Below are 16,299 nucleotides of genomic sequence, written 5' to 3' on the forward strand. Positions count from 1 at the left end.
GCTGGAGGGGCGGGGGAAGAGCTTTTCCGCCGGCGCCGATCTCAACTGGATGCGCCGCAGCGCCGCCTACACCACCGAACAGAACCGGGCGGACGCGATGGGTCTGGGCCGGCTGATGCGAACGCTGAACGACCTGCCGCGCCCGGTCATCGGGCTGGTGCAGGGCGCTGCCTTCGGCGGCGGCGCCGGGCTTGCGGCCTGCTGCGACATCGTGATCGCCGCGGAGGATGCGCGGTTCTGCTTCTCCGAGGTCCGGCTCGGTCTGATCCCGGCGGTGATCAGCCCCTATGTCGTCGCCGCGATCGGGCCGCACCAGGCGCGGCGCTATTTTTGCACGGCCGAGGTGATCCCCGCGCCCGAGGCCGCGCGCATCGGCCTCGCGCATGTCGTGGCCCCGCGCGACGGGCTGGCGGCGGCGCGGGATGCGATGATCGCGACCCTCGCCCAGGGCGGGCCCGAGGCGCAGGCGGATGCGAAGGCGCTGGTGGCCGATGTCGCCCATCGCGTGATCGACGACGATCTGGTGGCGATGACCGCGCGCCGCATCGCCGATCGCCGCGCCAGCGCCGAGGCGCGGGAAGGCCTGACCGCCTTCCTCGAAAAACGCGCGCCATCCTGGCGGGAGGGCTGAGCCGTGTTCGGGTCGGTCCTGATCGCCAATCGCGGCGAGATCGCCTGCCGGGTGATCCGCACGGCGCGGCGGATGGGCCTGCGCAGCATCGCGGTGTTCTCGGATGCCGATGCCGGGGCCGCGCATGTCGCCCTGGCCGACCACGCGATCAGGATCGGGCCTCCGGCGGCGGCGGAGAGCTATCTCGCGATCGAGCGGATCATCGATGCGGCGCGCCGCACCGGCGCCGAGGCCATCCATCCGGGCTACGGGTTTCTCAGCGAGAACGCCGATTTCGCGCAAGCCTGCGCCGCGGCGGGCCTCGTCTTCGTCGGCCCGCCGGCGGCAGCGATCCGCGCGATGGGCTCGAAAGCGGCGGCGAAGGCGCTGATGCAGCAGGCCGGCGTGACGCTGGTCCCCGGCTATCACGGCACCGACCAGGACCCCGCGGTGCTGGCGCGGGCGGCGGCGGAAATCGGCTATCCGGTGCTGATCAAGGCCTCGGCCGGCGGTGGCGGCAAGGGGATGCGCGTGGTTCGCGCGGCGGCCGATTTCGCCGCCGAGCTCGACCGTGCGCGCGGCGAGGCGCGCGCCGCCTTCGGCGACGACCGGGTGCTGGTCGAGAAATACCTGACCAGGCCCCGCCATATCGAAATCCAGATCTTCGCCGACAGAAACGGCAACGTCGTCTCCCTGCACGAGCGCGACTGCTCGATCCAGCGCCGGCACCAGAAAATCGTCGAGGAAGCGCCGGCGCCGCTGATCGACGAGGCGATGCGCGCGGCGATGGGGCGCGCCGCCTGCGACGCCGCGCGGGCGATCGGCTATGAAGGCGCCGGCACGGTCGAGTTCATCGCCGAGGATGGCGCGTTCCACTTCATGGAAATGAACACCCGCCTGCAGGTCGAGCACCCGGTGACGGAGATGATCACCGGGATCGACCTCGTCGAATGGCAGTTCCGCATCGCTGCCGGCGAGGCGCTGCCACTCTCGCAGGAGCGGATCGGCCGGCGCGGCCATGCCGTCGAGGTGCGGCTCTACGCCGAGGACCCGGCGCGCGATTTCGCGCCCTCGACCGGCACGCTGGCGCGGCTGCGCCTGCCGGAGGAAAGCCCGAACGTCCGCGTCGACTCCGGCGTGCGCGCGGGCGATGCGGTATCGGTGCATTACGACCCGATGATCGCCAAGCTCGTCACCTGGGACGAGGACCGTGACGGCGCGCTGCGGCACATGGCGCGGGCGCTCGCCTCCTGCGAGATCGACGGGGTGCAGACCAATCTCGACCTGCTGCGCCGCATCGTCACCCATCCCGATTTCCGCGCCGCCGCGCTCGATACCGGCTTCATCGCCCGGCACGAGGCGGCGCTGCTGCCGGCGCGCTCCACCGCCCCGCTCGCCGTGCTGGCGGCGGCGGCGCATCGCTGGCTCGCCGCGCCGCCGCCCATGCCCGACCCGGCCGATCCATGGTCGCCCTGGGCCACCCGCACGGCCTGGCGGCTGAACGGCGCGCGCTTTCAGGACGTGACCTTCGATGAGGACGGCACCACCCACCACCTCCGCCTGCACCCGCTGGATGACGGCCGCTTCCGCCTCGAAACCGGCGGCCGGGCGGTCGCGGTCCGCGTCGATTCGGGCGCGGATGCGGCGCTGCTGGTCGAGCTGGAGGGCGAGGCGACGCGCCTGAGCGCCGCCTGGCAGGGCGGGCGGATCGTCGTCTTCGCCGGCGGGCTCCGCCACGCGCTGACCCCGGTCGACCCGCATGAGGCGATGGGCGAGGGCGCCGGCGCCGACGCGCTGGTGCGCAGCGTCATGCCCGGCAAGCTGATCGAGCTGGCCGTCGCCGCCGGCGACAGGGTCAAGGCGGGCGACCTGCTCGCGGTGGTCGAGGCGATGAAGGTGCAGTTCCGCATCACCGCCCCGCGCGACGGCGTGATCGCCGCCACCCATTGCGCCGTGGGCGACCTCGTCGAGGACGGCGCCGAGCTGATGGCCTTCGCCGACGACAACGACAACGACTGACCCCGAAGGGAGAGCGAACATGCTGTGCATCATGGGAACGATCAGGCTGCCGGCGGAGCGGATGGCTGAGGCGCGCGCGCCGATGGCGGCGATGATCGGCGCGACGCGGGCGGAGGCCGGCTGCATCGAATATGCCTTTGCCGAAGACGTGCTCGAACCCGGCCTGATCCGCGTCAGCGAGCGCTGGGCCGACCAGGCGGCGCTCGATGCCCATGCCGCCTCCGCGCACATGCAGGTCTGGCGCGCGGCGCTGCGCGAGATCGGCGTGCTCGGCCGCGACCTCGCACTCTACGACATCGCCAATCCCCGCCCGCTCTGACCCCGCCGCTTGCCATCCGGCCGGGATTGTGCAATTCCCCTCGCACCCTGCCGGGCGAATGGCATTTCGCCCGGCTATGCCCGTTTCCATGGGGGAAATTGGCGCCCACCGGCGCCGGGGCTGACATCAACCACAGGGGGACAGATGCCGCTTTATGAATGCGTGCTCATTGCGCGCAGCGAAATCACCCAACAGCAGGTCGACACCATCGCCGACGCCGTGGCCGCCCAGGTCGAGAGCGAAAACGGCGCGGTGAAGAAGCGCGAATACTGGGGCCTGCGCAATCTCGCCTACCGGATCAAGAAGAACCGCAAGGGCCATTACGTCCTGTTCGGGCTCGACGCCGAACCGGCGACGATCAGCGAGATGGAGCGCCAGCTCGGCCTCAACGAAGACGTCCTGCGCTTCATGACCATCCGCGTCGAGGAGATCGACGAGGCGCCGTCCGCGCCGCTCGCCCGCCGCGGCGACGACCGCGACCGCGAGCGCGGGTTCCGCGGGCCGAAGCCGGCCGGCCGCTTCGATTCCGGCCGCCGCCGCGGCCCGGACGACCGCGAGGAATATCGCGCCCGCGACGAATTCCGCACCGATCGCGACGACGACCAGACCGAGGAGAACTGAGCCATGTCCGACAGCATCGAGACCGCGCCGGTCAACACCCCGGCCGCCCGTCGCGCCGCGGTCGGCGCGCGCCGCCCGTTCTACCGCCGCCGCAAGGCCTGCCCGTTCTCCGGCCCCAACGCGCCGAAGATCGACTACAAGGACGTCCGGCTGCTCTCGCGCTTCCTCTCCGAGCGCGGCAAGATCGTGCCGAGCCGCATCACCGCCGTCTCGGCCAAGAAGCAGCGCGAACTCGCGCGCGCCATCAAGCGCGCCCGCTTCCTCGCCCTGCTCCCCTACGTGGTCGATTGAGGAGCTAGAATCATGGCACAAGTCGAACTGATCCTGCTCCAGCGCGTCGAGCATCTCGGGCAGATGGGCGATGTGGTGAAGGTGAAGCCGGGCTACGCCCGCAACTTCCTGCTGCCGCAGGCCAAGGCCGTGCGCGCCACCAAGCAGAACCGCGAGCGTTTCGACCGCGAGCGCGCCCATCTCGAGGCCCAGAACCTCAAGCGCCGCGAAGAGGCCGAGCGCATCGCCGAGCGCGTCAGCGGCCTGACCGTGACGCTGATCCGCCAGGCGAGCGACGCCGGCTCGCTCTACGGCTCGGTCACCTCGCGCGACATCGCCGATGCCTGCGGCGAGGCGAGCCTCGGCATCGCCCGCAGCCAGGTGCTGCTGGTCAACCCGATCAAGGCGCTGGGTCTCGCCACCGTCCGCGTGGCCCTGCATCCCGAAGTCGTGATCGATGTCGTCGTCAACGTCGCCCGCTCGCCCGAAGAGGCCGAGAAACAGGCGCGCGGCGAGTCGATCATGCGCGAGGAAAGCGAATACGAACTCGAGACCGGCGAGGAAGACGCCGAGGCCCCGGAACAGACCGCCTGAGCCGAGCCTCGCGCTTCCAGAGCTGACAGACGGCGCCGGTCCCAGGATCGGCGCCGTTTTTTCATGCCCGGCGAAGCACGGTAGTGTTTCTGCCGTTTCCCTCTTTTACGCGACAGTCTCCGTTACCAAATCCTTTCCGGGTTCTTCAGCCGGCGGAGATTTGTCATGCGGAAGTTACTGGACAACCTGTTGAAACGCCTGGTCGCCTGCGGCGATCTCGGCGTGGTCTGGCCCGATGGAACGACATCCCACTATGCCGGCCGCCCCGGCCGCACGGCGACGATCGCGATTCGCGACGCTGCGGCGATCCGCCGGCTGGCGACCGATCCGGCCATGGCGCTCGGCGAGGGATACATGGAGGGCGCGATCGAGCCGGTCGATTGCACGATCTACGACGTCCTGCATGTGCTGCTGTCGAGCGTGCAGGACATCGAGGGGCGGGTTCCGGTCCTGCGCGCGCGCCGGGCGGTGGGCCGCCTGCTGCGGCCGCTGGCGCAGCTCAACAACGCCCGCCGCGCGAAGCGCAACGTCGCCCATCACTATGATTTGAACGGCCGCCTCTACGCCCTGTTCCTCGATCGCGACCGGCAATATTCCTGCGGCTATTTCCCCCGCGGCGACGAGACGATCGACGAGGCGCAGGCGGCGAAGAAGCGGCATATCGCCTCCAAGCTGCTGCTCGACCGCCCCGGTCTCGACGTGCTCGACATCGGCTGCGGCTGGGGCGGCATGGCGCTGACGCTGGCGCGCGACTACGGCGCGAACGTCACCGGCATCACCCTCTCCGAGGAGCAACTCGCCGAAGCCCGAAGCCGCGCCGCGGCCGAGGGGCTGGCCGATCGCGTCAGCTTCGAGCTGATGGATTACCGCGCCATGACCCGCCGCTTCGACCGCATCGTCTCGGTCGGCATGTTCGAGCATGTCGGCCAGCCCAATTACCCCGGTTTCTTCGCCACGATCGAGCGCTGCCTGAAACCGGATGGCGTGGCCCTGCTGCACGCCATCGGCCGGTTCGACGGACCGGATGTCACCAGCCCGTGGCTTGCGAAATACATCTTTCCCGGCGGCTACTCGCCCTCGCTCTCCGAGGTGTTCGCCCCGCTCGAACGCTCCGGCCTGCGCAGCACCGACATCGAGATCCTGCGGCTGCATTACGCGAAGACGCTCGCCCACTGGCGCAAGCGCTTCGCCGCCAACCGCGACGCCATCGCCTCGCTCTACGACGAGCGCTTCTGCCGCATGTTCGAATTCTACCTCGCCGGCTCCCAGCTCGCCTTCGAGGTGCAGGACCACATGGTCTTCCAGATCCAGCTCGCCCGGCGGCAGGATGCGGCCCCGCTCACCCGCGACTACATGATCGACGCCGAGCGCGCCGCTCAGTCCCTGAGCCGCTCGATCTCGGCGCCGCAGGCGGCGAGCTTCCGCTCGACCGCCTCATAACCCCGGTCGAGGTGATAGACGCGGTTGACGATGGTCTCGCCCTTCGCGGCGAGGCCGGCGAGCACCAGCGAGAACGAGGCGCGCAGGTCGGTCGCCATCACCGGCGCGCCGGACAGCGCCGGCACGCCGCGCACGATCGCCGACGAGCCATGCACGTTGATGCGCGCGCCCATGCGGTTGAGTTCGGGCACGTGCATGAAGCGGTTCTCGAAGATCGTCTCGGTGATCATCGAGGCGCCCTCGGCCACCGCCATCAGCGTCATGAACTGCGCCTGCATGTCGGTCACGAAACCGGGGAAGGGCTCGGTCATCGCATCGGTGCCATGCAGCCCGTTGCGCCGGCTGATCGCGACCCCCTCCGCCTGCGCCGTCACGTCCACGCCGGCCTCGCCGAGGGTTGCGGCCAGCGCGCCGAGATCGTGCAGCCGCGCGCCGCGCAGCAGCACGCCGCCGCCGGTGATCGCGGCGGCGCAGGCATAGGTGCCCGCCTCGATCCGGTCCGGCAGGATCGTGTGCCGCGCGCCGTGCAGCGCCTTCACCCCGCGAATGGTCAGCCGGTCCGAGCCGATGCCGCTGATCGCGGCGCCCATCTTGTTCAGGCATTCGGCGAGATCGCCGATCTCCGGCTCGCGCGCGGCATTCACCAGCACGGTCTCGCCCGCGGCCAGGGTCGCGGTGAGCAGCAGCTGCTCGGTCGCGCCGACCGACACGAAGGGAAAGGTGATGGTCGCGCCATGCAGCCCCTTCGGCGCGCGGGCGTTGATATAGCCGCCATCGAGGGTGATCTCGGCGCCCATCGCCTCCAGCCCCTTGAGGTGCAGGTCGACCGGGCGGGTGCCGATCGCGCAGCCGCCGGGCAGCGACACGCGCGCCTCGCCGGTGCGCGCCAGCAGCGGGCCCAGCACCAGGATCGAGGCGCGCATCTTGCGCACGATGTCATAGGGCGCCTCGGTATTGGTGATGGCGCCGCCCACCGAAAGCCGCTTGGCCCCGGTCTCCTCGACGGCGATGCCATGCTGCGCCAGCAGCTGCGCCATGGTCGCGACGTCGGCGAGCGCCGGCACGTTCTCAAGCTCCAGCCGCTCATCGGTCAGCAGACCGGCGACCATGACCTTCAGCGCCGAGTTCTTGGCGCCGGAAATGTCGATGACGCCCTCCAGCGGGCGGCCGCCGCGGATGCGGATTCTATCCATGAAGCCTCACAGTCTGGGAAGTGAAACGCCGCGCTGGCGCATGTATTTGCCGGCCTTGTCGGCATAGCTGATCTCGGGCGGCGCCGCGCCCTGGAGAAACAGGAACTGGCAGATCCCCTCATTGGCGTAGATCTTGGCGGGCAGGGGGGTCGTGTTGGAAATCTCGATCGTCACCTGGCCCTCCCATTCGGGTTCGAGCGGGGTGACATTCACGATGATCCCGCAGCGCGCATAGGTCGATTTCCCGAGGCAGATCACCAGCACGTCGCGCGGGATGCGAAAATACTCGACCGTGTGCGCCAGCGCGAAGGAGTTCGGCGGAATGATGCAGACCTTCCCCTTGCGGTCGACGAAACTGTCGGATGAAAAATCCTTCGGATCGACGACGGCCGAATCCACATTGGTGAAAATCTTGAAATCGTCGGCGACCCTGGCGTCATAGCCATAGGACGACAGGCCATAGGAAATCACCCCGTCGCGCTTCTGGGTCTCGACGAAGGGCTCGATCATCCCGTGCGCGGCCGCCTGCGCGCGAATCCAGTGATCCGGCATCACCGGCATGGCGCGTCTCCCGCCGGTCCGCGTGGCGCTGGCGCGGGCGCGGCGCGGGCGCGCGCCTGCTGCTTGCGCCGTGCGAGATTGGCGCGCAGCGCCTCCGCCTCGCGCGCCCTGCGGGCCGCCGCGGCGGCCTCGGTTTCGGTGCGCCTGTCTTTTGTCCTGCCGTTCATGGCAGGACAAAGCGGAATTGCAGGGATGCCGTCAAGTGGCGCGCTTGCGCCAGGCGGCACCTTTCGATATACCGCCCCGCAACGCGGCGCTGTCATAGCTCAGGGGTAGAGCACCTCATTGGTAATGAGGAGGTCGAGGGTTCAATTCCCTCTGACAGCACCAGTTTCCCCCCCATCCGGCAATACGATCGTGCGGTGCGGCGCGGCGGCGACCCGGTTGCCCCATCCTCCCGCGCCCGGCCCGCTCGGAAAGCCGTCACAGGCCGAGATGCCGGCCGATCATGTTGGCGGCATCCTCCCAGGTGATCCAGGGAATGCGCGCCGGATCGGGGATCTCGCCCCGCCGGGCCCGCGCCAGCCAGTCCTCGATGGCATCCGCGAGATCCGCCGCCGCTCGCCCGGAAAAATAGATCGCCTGATCGCCCGCCACTTCCCTGAACACCGTCAGGTCGCGCGCCAGAATGGGCAGGCCATGCTGCGCCGCCTCGATCAGCGGCAGGCCGAACCCTTCCCCCTCGCTGGCCGCGATCAGGCAGGTGCTGGCGGCATAGATGGCCTCCAGATACTCGTCGCTGATCCCGTCGAGCCAGAACAGGCGCCTGCCGCCTTCCGGATGGGCGCGCAGCGTCTCCACGATTCGCGGAATCGTTCGCCGCTGCGAATCCGGCAGCACCTTCCAGCCCTCCTGGCCGACGATCACGAGCGTCGCCTCGACACCGCGCGCCCAGAGCAGGTCGAACGCCGCGATGGTCTGCAGATGCCCCTTGCGGGGCTCGATCGTGCCGACCATCAGAAACGCAGGATGCTCGGCCAGTTTCGCCAGAACCTGCGGCGCATCGTCGGGGAGTCCGCGGCTCGGCGCCGATCGCATCAAATCGGCGCCGAGATGGACCCATTCCCGACGATGCGATGACGGCGCGTCGCCCTCGGCAAGCCATGAACGCGCTTCGTTCAGCACGGATCGCGAGATACAGACGATTCCATCGAACCGGCCGATCGTCCGCAGCCACCGCGCATGGCCCTGATCGACTCCCTCTGGAAACACCAGCGGCATCTGGATCGGCAGCAGGTCATTGACCAGAAACCAGACCTTCACCCCCCGGTTCTGCCACGCCCGCAAATGCTCCTGTTGCAGCACGACGATGTCCGGGGCGAAGTCGAGGCCGAAAAACACGTCGCCGGACCACGCCTCGACCACGCCATCCTCGATCCCGGGCGTCTCGATGCCGAGAAAGCGGCAGGTGAACTGCCGGGCATAGCGATAGCCGGCGGCGCTCGCGGTGGCATAGACCGGCTCCACCCGCCATCCCGCCGGCGGATGGAGCAGCCATTGCCGCAGCACCGCCCGCGCCACCCGCTCGATCCCGGTGCGCAGATCCGTCCGCGCCAGGGTGGAGACATCGACGAGCAGCTGCCGGCTGCGCGGATGGGCGGGGAAATCCCGGGCCAGCGCGGTGGCGACAAGCTGCTGCTCCCCGGGCGGAATCGCCATCGCGCGCAGGTCGCGGATCAGGCCGCCGAGCCCCCGTTCCGCGCGCGCGTAAGCCGCCTCGATCGCCTGTTCGTATTGTGCCGCGCAGATCTCGGGCGCGTGCCGCGTCCGGATGATCGTGCGCGCCCGCTCGCCGAGCCCCCGGCGCGCGCCGGCATCGCCGGCAAGCGCGATCAGCGCGTCGGCGAGTTCATCCGTCCGGAATTCATCCGCCAGCATCCACACCCCGGACGGATCGAGTTCCGCCATCGTGCCATGGGCGTTCACGATGGTCGGAATGCCGTGGTTCATGCAGTCGATCACGGCGGCCGAGGTCTCGCCGCGCGATCCCGTCCTCAGCTGCACCGCGATGTCGGCGGCCGCGAGATAGGTTTCATAAAGTCCGCGCTGCTTCCAGCCGGTGATGCGGATACGCTCCCGGCAGGGAGACGCCTGGATGCGCCCGGCCAGGGTGCGACCATAGATACCGCCCTCGTTCTGGCCGACAAAGGCGAGATGCGCGTGGCTGTCGGCGCCGAGCCGGCTGCCCAGCCAGGCGTCGAGCAGCCGGTCGTTGAGCTTCACCGCATCGAGAAATCCGAACGAGCAGACCAGCAGGTCGTCGGGCCCGAGGCCGAGCGCGTCCCGCGCCGCGCCCCGCTCCCGCTCCCGGGCCGGCGCCCGCAGCAGCGGAATCACGGCGAAATCCCGCGCCCCGGCCGCCCCGAACCAGCCCGTCGCGAGCTGCCGCGCATGCTCGCCATGCACGATCACGCCCAGCGCTCCCTGCAGCAGCTGAAGGTTTGCCGGATAGTTCCGCAGCGCGGCGCGAACATCCGCGGCCTCGCTCACCTCCAGCGCCGCCGCATAGCCATGCTCGCCGACAAGCTCCCGCGCCACGTCCTGGCGGTTGAACCGCAGCCGGTGGCCGAACAGGCCGCACATGAAGAAATCATGCAGCACCACCATCCCCGGATGCGCCGCGATCGCGTCGATCATGTAGTCATGGAACGGCGAATTGCCGAACTGATACAAAATCCGGTCATACTCGTGCGCGTGCGCCCTGAACCAATCCGCGGTGCGGACGCCGATCGACGCGGGCAGTCCGCCCCTGTCGACGCTCGACTGCTCGACGATCACGTCGATGTCGTAATGCCCGGCCAGCGCCGGCAGCAGCTCCATGCTGTAATCGCTGATCCCGCTCGGTTGCGGCGGCATCGGCGAGAAAACGGCGAGGCGCCTGCCGGCGTCCGCGATGCGCGCGCGCGCCGGGGGCGGGGCGGCGAGGCCGGTTGCGGCGAACGCCGCCAGGGCCCGCTCCGCCACCCGGTCCCAGGTGAACTGGCGCGCATGTTCGATCGCGTGCGCCGCGAGATCGGCCCGCCACTCGTCGTCGGTGGCGAGGCGATGCAGCAGCAGCCGCATCTCCGCGACGTCGAACGGGTCGAACAGCGCGTCGTCCCGGCCGATGACCTCCGGCAGGCTGGCGCGCCGGCTGCCGATCGTGGCGCAACCGCACAGCATCGCCTCGACCGCGGGCAGCCCGAACCCCTCATGCCAGGACGGCATGACGAACCCCTTGGCCAGGTTGTAGAGCGTGTTCAGGTCCTCATCCGCGAGGCCGCCGGTCATCACCAGCTCGCCTTCGGCCAGCCCGCTTCCCGCGGCATGGCGCGCGAAGGCCTCGCGGTCGCGCGCCTGGAAATGGCCGATGAAGGCGAGCTGATGCGCCTGCCGCAGCGAGGCGGGCAGACCGGCAAAAGCCTCGATCAGCCGGCGATGGTTCTTGTGGGCGTCCGGCGCGCTCACATACATGAAGAACGGGCGCCGCAGCCCGAGCCGTTCGAGCAGGGTGTGGCGGGTCTCGGCGGCGATATCGAGGCGCCGGAACCGCCCATCGGCGCCGGTGCCGACCGTGACGATCCGCGCCGGGTCCCAGCCGAGATGATCGGTCGCCTCGCTCGCGGCCGAGCCGGAAATGCCCAGCAGCAGGTCGGCGCGTCCGAGGTCTTCCAGCTTGCGGAAATAATGCGCCGCATAGGCCGGATTGTCCTTCATGATCTGGTCCTGGTTCAGCAGCGGGATCAGATCATACAGCGTGGCGCTGACGCGGCAGGCGGCGCCGTGCCGGCCGATGCTGGTCACCGCGTCATCGACGAAGCCCTCGAACAGGCTGGAGATATGCACGATGTCGGGGTTGAGCGTGGCGATGAACGCCTCGCGGACCCGCTCGGCCACCTCCCGCCGCCCGGCATTCGCGGGGTCGATCGCGGCAACCGGCCCCGGCGCATCCCAGACCACGACATGCTCCGCCGGCAGCAGCCCGTCGAACGCCGCCCGGATCGGCGGGATGCTCTCGGGAAACAGCGCATTCAGCGCGATGATGATCTCGTGGCCGGCGTTGCCGCGCGCGAGCGCCCGGGCGAAATTCAGCGAATACCGGCCGATTCCGCGTTGGCCGCTGGCGCTTTGCGCACCTTGCAGGTCGATGACGATGCGCATGCTTGCCGGTTCCCGTCAGCCGAGGAGAAGTTCAGGAATTCATCCAGAGATGGATTTGCCGTGCCCGTGGCGACAGGTCGGCCGGCCCGGGCGGCCGCCACATCATCGTCCCCGCCGCCCCGCCCGATCGGGTGAAGTGATGCAGCAGGGCCCTCGCGGCGGGAACCCGATCGAGCAGCCGCATCGCCAGGGCATGCAGGCGGGGATGCTCCAGCAGCCAGTGCGACAAGGCGAGAATCACGCGCAGCACCGCCCGGTGCGGCCGGCTGCCCGGCGCCAGCCGCGCCCAGGCTCGCGCCCCGTCCCGCGCCGCGTCCCGCAGCCAGCGCCCCCGCGTCGTCATCGCCCGCAGCGGCCGGGTGACGCGCCAGGACCGGCTGGCATGCATCGCTTGCAACGCGCACCTCGCCTCGTCGAGCCACGCCCGGCTCTGTTCGAGTTGCCGTCCGGCCTCCGCCTGCCGCGCCTCCGCCTCTTCCGCCAGCCTCGTCGTCTCCCGCAGGCGGGCCTCCAGGCTGGCGATCCGCCCGAGCAGGCCGGCCCGTTCCGTCTCGGCCTCCTGCCGGACGTGATGGCACAGGCGCGATGAGGCCCGTCCGCTCAACTTGAAGTAGTCGAATACGTTCGGCGGAACCTCGAAATGCCGCTTGAGGTCGAGGTGCTGGCGGCTCAGGTAGAAATTGTTGAGCCCGTCGCGATACACCCTCTCATAGCCGAGGCCGAGCAAGGCGCTCTCCCAGGGCGTTCCGGTCGACTCCGGCGAGCCCGGACGGGTGCTCTCGACCACCACGATCCACGGCCTGACAGTCGAAGGCGCCCAGCTCGCGATGGCATCCTCTTCCATGCCCTCGACATCGATCTTCAGCCAATGGACATCCTGGCCCTCGAACCTGTCCAGCAGGCGGGCGAGCTTCATCGCCGGCACCTCGATCCGCCGGGACGCGAAGCCCTCCCGCCGGTGCTCCTCGGCGATCGCGGCGACGCCGGTGCTCAGTCCAGTGTCCATGATCTCGAAAAACGAAATCGTCCCGCCCGCCGTGCTGATCGCCGCCTCGATGACCGTCTCGTCCGGCCGGGCCGCGCGCAACAGGCGGGCATAATCCGGGTTCGGCTCGACATGCACGCCGCGCCACCCCTGTTCGTAGAAGGCGAGACTGACCGAATCGACCATCGGGTCCTGGGCGCCGATATCGATATACCGGCCTGGGCCGACATGTTTCAGGGCGCGCCACAGCATGACGTCTTCGAAATTCTGCGCGTAGGATACAAAATCCACGAAGGCGTCGGTCTGTGCGTCCATATGTTCCAAAATCGGGTCTTGGCCCGGCGGAGGGTCGAGCGCGGGGGCGCCAACCATGCCGGCCGATTTCCAAATGATCGTTCCGTATCTGCAAGGGTGCCGGAATGGCGCCCGTGCCTTGCTGGATTAGACGGAATTAAGCATTCGTCGCAATAATTATAACGAGCTAAATAAAATATAATTAATTATAGAAATACGGGAAAACGCCGCCGCGCGCGGCGCTGCCGGCGATCGTCCCGGGCGCAAACGGCAAACGCCTTCCGGCGGTCCTGCCGGAAGGCGTTGCTGGACATCTGGACCAACCCGCCCCGCCGGGCCGCGTCGGGCCGGCGGGGCGGGGGAAGGCTCAGGCGGCGTTCGGCAGCTTGTAGTCCGCGAACATGTTGTCCACTTCGGTGTGGAACAGGTGGTTGGCGTAGTTGCTGAGGGTCTTCACCGCCATGGCGAGCACGATCTCCAGCGCGTGCCGGTCGGCATAGCCGGCGGCGCGGAAGCTTTCGAGGTCCTGCTGCGTCGGGCGGCCGCGAGTGTCGAAGATCACCTGGGTGAAGCGCGCCAGCTCCGCGAGCTTCGCATCGGCGATGGTCCGGCCCTCGCGCAGCGCCGCCAGCACATCGGCCGGCACTTTCGACATCTTGTCGGCGATCATGCTGTGCGCCGCGGTGCAGTAGCCGCAGCCATTGGCCCGGCTGATCACCAGGAAGACCACTTCCTGCTCCACCGGGGTCATGCCGGAATCGGCGCGGAACCGCGCGTAGCCGTCGAGATAGGTTTCAAGAAACCCCGGCGAGTTGGCCATGTTGGCATACATGTTGGGAATGAAGCCAACCTGCGCCTTGGCCTTTTCGAGCACGGCGCGCGGCGCGGGCAACGCGGTTTCGAGCGTGAGAGCGGGGAGGTTCAGTCGGGCGTCAGCGGTCATTGCAACCTCTTGATGTGTGACGGCGTGGCGCGCGAGCGCCCCGCTCCGGGTTCAACTGGTGCCCGCCGATATAATGGAACGATCGTTTGAAAACAATCCCCCGGCCCGAACCCTCCCAGTCACGCCCCCGCCCTCAGCGCGTCGGCCGCCAGCGCTCCCATCTTCAGCGCGTCCGCACCTCGATCGTCAGATGCGACAGGGAGGTGAAGCGGGCGAGTTTCTGCCGATAGGCCTCCGCACTCAGCCCCTCGGCCGAGCGCACGCTCAGGATCGCGCCGAGATGGCCCGGGCCAAGCCGCCACAGATGCAGGTCGCGCAGCTCGTCGCCATCCGCCTCGATGGTCTCCCGCAGGCGCTGCGCGAGCTTGCGGTCCGGCGTCATGTCCAGCAGGATCGCGCCGGTATCGCGGATCAGCCCGAACGCCCAGCTGGCGATGACCAGGGCGCCGACGATGCCGACCACCGGGTCCATCCACAGCCAGCCGAAAGCCCGCGCCAGCAGCAGGCCGACGATCACGAGAACCGACACCGCCGCGTCGGTCGCCACATGCACCACCGCCGCCCGCATGTTGTTGTCCCGCCCGGTCGCCGCGTGCCCATGGTCATGGTCATGGTCATGGTCATGGTCGTGGTCGTGCCCGTGGTCATGGTCATGGTCGTGGTCATGGTCGTGGTCGTGGTCATGCCCATGCCCATGATGATGGCCATGGTCGTGATGATGGTCATGCCCGAATCCGAGGATCAGCGCGCTGACGACATTGACGACAAGTCCAAGCCCCGCGATCGGCAGCGCCTCGGCGAAATCGATCGTCACCGGGGCGAAGACCCGGCGTACCGCCTCGAACCCGATCAGCAGCGCGATCATGGCCAGAATGATGGCGCTGCTGAAACCGGCGAGGTCGCCGAACTTGCCGGTGCCGAAGCTGAATCTCGGATCATGCGCGTGCTTGCGGGCATAGCGGTAGGCGAGGGCGGCCAGCAGCAGCGCGCCGGCATGCGTGCTCATGTGCAGCCCGTCGGCCACCAGCGCGATCGACCCATAGAGCGAGCCGCCGATCACCTCGATCAGCATCATCGCGGTGCAGATCCAGATCACCCACCAGGTGCGGCGCTCATTGCGGGCGTGATCGGCGCGCAGAAACACATGACCATGATCGGCGGGGCTGGGAACGGCGTCGCTGTCCGGCATTGTCTCTCTCATTTCAGATAGGCGCGGATCACCGCCAGCAACTGCTCGGTGGCGTTCTGGTCCAGCGCGTCGGGGTGGGTTTGGGGGTCCACGAGATGGTTGCGCACGTGGTCCTCGACGATCTCGGCCATCAGCCCGGCAACGGCGCCGCGCACTCCTGCGATCTGCTGCATGACGGTCTCGCATCCCGCCTCGGCCTCGAGCGCGCGTTCGATCGCCTCGACCTGCCCGCGGATGCGGCCAACCCGCGCCAGCAGCTTGCGTTTGTCGCGGATGGCATGTGTCATGCGCGGAAGCGTAGCATACTCCCCCACACTATCCAACCCGCCACGTTGCGTCCAGGGCCCCGGCGCCGGACCGCCGCGCCGCTCCCGGCGCCGGACCGCCGGCGCAGGGCCGCGCCGAGATCAGGCGCGCACGATCAGAACAGCAGCCCGGCTTCGAGAACGAAGGTCGCCTGGTTCGGCTGCTTGCCGCTGGCGCCGTACCCGATCACCCCGTCTCCGCCATTGGTGAAGTGCAGCACGCCGAGATCGCCGCGAACGAAAACATGGCCCTTCTGCCAGGTCGGCGTGATCGACATCCCGATGCCCTTGGCATTGGGCTGCAGAAACCAGTTGCCGAACCCGTTCGAGCCGAACCCGCTGGCGGCGAAATACTCCACCCAGCCGCCCAGCGAGTAGGGGCCATGGCCGAACGTGTAATTGCCGAACAGCGCCGCGCCGAAATCCGTTGTCGTCTTGCGGATGCCCGCCTTGATGTCCTTCTTGGCGTAGACGAACTGCACTTCCGGAACCAGGTTCAGGTTCCCGCGCGTGTAGCTGTAATAGGCGCCGAGCATGGACGAATTGATCTGCACGTTGCCGGGCCCGACCAGGCTCTGGCCATAGGGTTTCGCGGCGCTGCCATAGGTGTGGGCGAGGGAACCCGTCCGGCTCAGATTGGTCGCGCCATACACCGAGAGGCTGTTGGTGCTGTTGAAATTGTAATTCACCAGCCCCTGGAGAAAATTGAACACCCCCGTGTCGAACCCGTCGCCGAAGGCGACACTCGCGCTCACCGGCCCCTTCGAGACATTCAGCATGACGCCGAGGCTCTGGTAGTTCTGCACATTGTAGAGG

General features: G+C 68.7%; 15 protein-coding genes, 1 tRNA gene and 1 pseudogene. 8 read left to right on the plus strand and 9 right to left on the minus strand.

The features are described from left to right. The 7 genes from ACIDOCELLA78_RS000000112150 to ACIDOCELLA78_RS000000112180 form a co-directional block, all read left to right on the plus strand. Positions 1-631, plus strand: a 631-nt coding sequence (locus ACIDOCELLA78_RS000000112150; RefSeq protein ID WP_201729778.1) for an enoyl-CoA hydratase-related protein, incomplete at its 5' end; no start/stop codon positions are given. 3 nt (positions 632-634) lie between these two features. Further along, positions 635-2,629: an acetyl-CoA carboxylase biotin carboxylase subunit gene (locus ACIDOCELLA78_RS000000112155; RefSeq protein WP_201729779.1), complete on the plus strand. Its 1,995-nt coding sequence runs from the start codon at positions 635-637 to the stop codon at positions 2,627-2,629. A gap of 19 nt (positions 2,630-2,648) precedes the next feature. Then, positions 2,649-2,948, plus strand: a complete 300-nt coding sequence (locus ACIDOCELLA78_RS000000112160) for a putative quinol monooxygenase (RefSeq protein ID WP_201729780.1) — start codon at positions 2,649-2,651, stop codon at positions 2,946-2,948. Positions 2,949-3,092: 144 nt separating this feature from the next. Next, positions 3,093-3,569 carry a 30S ribosomal protein S6 gene (gene rpsF, locus ACIDOCELLA78_RS000000112165; RefSeq protein ID WP_201729781.1) on the plus strand — a complete coding sequence of 159 codons (477 nt, stop codon included), beginning with the start codon at positions 3,093-3,095 and terminating at the stop codon, positions 3,567-3,569. A 3-nt stretch (positions 3,570-3,572) separates the two neighbouring features. Beyond that, on the plus strand, positions 3,573-3,860 hold the full coding sequence (gene rpsR / locus ACIDOCELLA78_RS000000112170) for a 30S ribosomal protein S18 (RefSeq protein ID WP_174504378.1): 288 nt from the start codon (positions 3,573-3,575) through the stop codon (positions 3,858-3,860). Positions 3,861-3,872: 12 nt separating this feature from the next. After that, complete coding sequence (gene rplI, locus ACIDOCELLA78_RS000000112175; RefSeq protein WP_201729782.1) at positions 3,873-4,433, plus strand: 50S ribosomal protein L9; 561 nt, start codon at positions 3,873-3,875, stop codon at positions 4,431-4,433. Positions 4,434-4,598: 165 nt separating this feature from the next. Further along, positions 4,599-5,873, plus strand: coding sequence for a cyclopropane-fatty-acyl-phospholipid synthase family protein (locus ACIDOCELLA78_RS000000112180; RefSeq protein ID WP_201729783.1), 1,275 nt, complete (start codon positions 4,599-4,601; stop codon positions 5,871-5,873). Here ACIDOCELLA78_RS000000112180 and murA read toward each other — a convergent pair. From murA to ACIDOCELLA78_RS000000112195, 3 genes are read right to left on the minus strand one after another with little or no spacing between them, the layout of a single operon-like run. Continuing rightward, complete coding sequence (murA, locus tag ACIDOCELLA78_RS000000112185; protein ID WP_201729784.1) at positions 5,810-7,066, minus strand: UDP-N-acetylglucosamine 1-carboxyvinyltransferase; 1,257 nt, start codon at positions 7,064-7,066, stop codon at positions 5,810-5,812. The two genes, ACIDOCELLA78_RS000000112180 and murA, sit on opposite strands and share 64 nt — an antisense overlap. 6 nt (positions 7,067-7,072) lie before the next feature. After that, complete coding sequence (gene dcd, locus ACIDOCELLA78_RS000000112190; protein ID WP_201729785.1) at positions 7,073-7,627, minus strand: dCTP deaminase; 555 nt, start codon at positions 7,625-7,627, stop codon at positions 7,073-7,075. After that, entirely contained in the window at positions 7,618-7,794 is a 177-nt protein-coding gene (locus tag ACIDOCELLA78_RS000000112195; protein WP_201729786.1) for a hypothetical protein, read from the minus strand. The genes dcd and ACIDOCELLA78_RS000000112195 overlap by 10 nt, the downstream gene beginning before the upstream one ends. An 88-nt stretch (positions 7,795-7,882) precedes the next feature. Between ACIDOCELLA78_RS000000112195 and ACIDOCELLA78_RS000000112200 the strand changes: the two genes are divergently transcribed. Beyond that, positions 7,883-7,957 (plus strand) — tRNA-Thr (locus ACIDOCELLA78_RS000000112200). Positions 7,958-8,050: 93 nt separating this feature from the next. Here the strand turns inward: ACIDOCELLA78_RS000000112200 and ACIDOCELLA78_RS000000112205 are convergent. The 6 genes and pseudogenes from ACIDOCELLA78_RS000000112205 to ACIDOCELLA78_RS000000112230 all read right to left on the minus strand — a co-directional run. Continuing rightward, positions 8,051-11,767, minus strand: coding sequence for a glycosyltransferase (locus ACIDOCELLA78_RS000000112205; RefSeq protein WP_201729787.1), 3,717 nt, complete (start codon positions 11,765-11,767; stop codon positions 8,051-8,053). 31 nt (positions 11,768-11,798) lie between these two features. Continuing rightward, positions 11,799-13,067, minus strand: a complete 1,269-nt coding sequence (locus tag ACIDOCELLA78_RS000000112210) for an FkbM family methyltransferase (RefSeq protein ID WP_201729788.1) — start codon at positions 13,065-13,067, stop codon at positions 11,799-11,801. Between the two features lie 346 nt (positions 13,068-13,413). Continuing rightward, positions 13,414-13,989, minus strand: a complete 576-nt coding sequence (locus ACIDOCELLA78_RS000000112215; protein WP_201729789.1) for a carboxymuconolactone decarboxylase family protein — start codon at positions 13,987-13,989, stop codon at positions 13,414-13,416. A 163-nt stretch (positions 13,990-14,152) separates the two neighbouring features. Further along, on the minus strand, positions 14,153-15,178 hold the full coding sequence (gene dmeF, locus ACIDOCELLA78_RS000000112220; protein WP_201729790.1) for a CDF family Co(II)/Ni(II) efflux transporter DmeF: 1,026 nt from the start codon (positions 15,176-15,178) through the stop codon (positions 14,153-14,155). 8 nt (positions 15,179-15,186) lie between these two features. Beyond that, on the minus strand, positions 15,187-15,465 hold the full coding sequence (locus ACIDOCELLA78_RS000000112225) for a metal/formaldehyde-sensitive transcriptional repressor (RefSeq protein ID WP_201729791.1): 279 nt from the start codon (positions 15,463-15,465) through the stop codon (positions 15,187-15,189). Between the two features lie 134 nt (positions 15,466-15,599). Further along, positions 15,600-16,299, minus strand: a pseudogene (locus tag ACIDOCELLA78_RS000000112230) (hypothetical protein); the annotation flags it as partial.

Source organism: Acidocella sp. C78 (assembly GCF_907164655.1).

Coding starts and splice junctions, on each gene's coding strand:
- dmeF (WP_201729790.1), bottom strand. CDS start 15,178: ATGCCGGACAGCGACGCCGTTCCCAGCCCCGCCGATCATGGTCATGTG.
- rpsF (WP_201729781.1), top strand. CDS start 3,093: ATGCCGCTTTATGAATGCGTGCTCATTGCGCGCAGCGAAATCACCCAA.
- ACIDOCELLA78_RS000000112195 (WP_201729786.1), bottom strand. CDS start 7,794: ATGAACGGCAGGACAAAAGACAGGCGCACCGAAACCGAGGCCGCCGCG.
- dcd (WP_201729785.1), bottom strand. CDS start 7,627: ATGCCGGTGATGCCGGATCACTGGATTCGCGCGCAGGCGGCCGCGCAC.
- ACIDOCELLA78_RS000000112225 (WP_201729791.1), bottom strand. CDS start 15,465: ATGACACATGCCATCCGCGACAAACGCAAGCTGCTGGCGCGGGTTGGC.
- rpsR (WP_174504378.1), top strand. CDS start 3,573: ATGTCCGACAGCATCGAGACCGCGCCGGTCAACACCCCGGCCGCCCGT.
- ACIDOCELLA78_RS000000112210 (WP_201729788.1), bottom strand. CDS start 13,067: ATGGACGCACAGACCGACGCCTTCGTGGATTTTGTATCCTACGCGCAG.
- murA (WP_201729784.1), bottom strand. CDS start 7,066: ATGGATAGAATCCGCATCCGCGGCGGCCGCCCGCTGGAGGGCGTCATC.
- ACIDOCELLA78_RS000000112180 (WP_201729783.1), top strand. CDS start 4,599: ATGCGGAAGTTACTGGACAACCTGTTGAAACGCCTGGTCGCCTGCGGC.
- ACIDOCELLA78_RS000000112160 (WP_201729780.1), top strand. CDS start 2,649: ATGCTGTGCATCATGGGAACGATCAGGCTGCCGGCGGAGCGGATGGCT.
- rplI (WP_201729782.1), top strand. CDS start 3,873: ATGGCACAAGTCGAACTGATCCTGCTCCAGCGCGTCGAGCATCTCGGG.
- ACIDOCELLA78_RS000000112205 (WP_201729787.1), bottom strand. CDS start 11,767: ATGCGCATCGTCATCGACCTGCAAGGTGCGCAAAGCGCCAGCGGCCAA.
- ACIDOCELLA78_RS000000112215 (WP_201729789.1), bottom strand. CDS start 13,989: ATGACCGCTGACGCCCGACTGAACCTCCCCGCTCTCACGCTCGAAACC.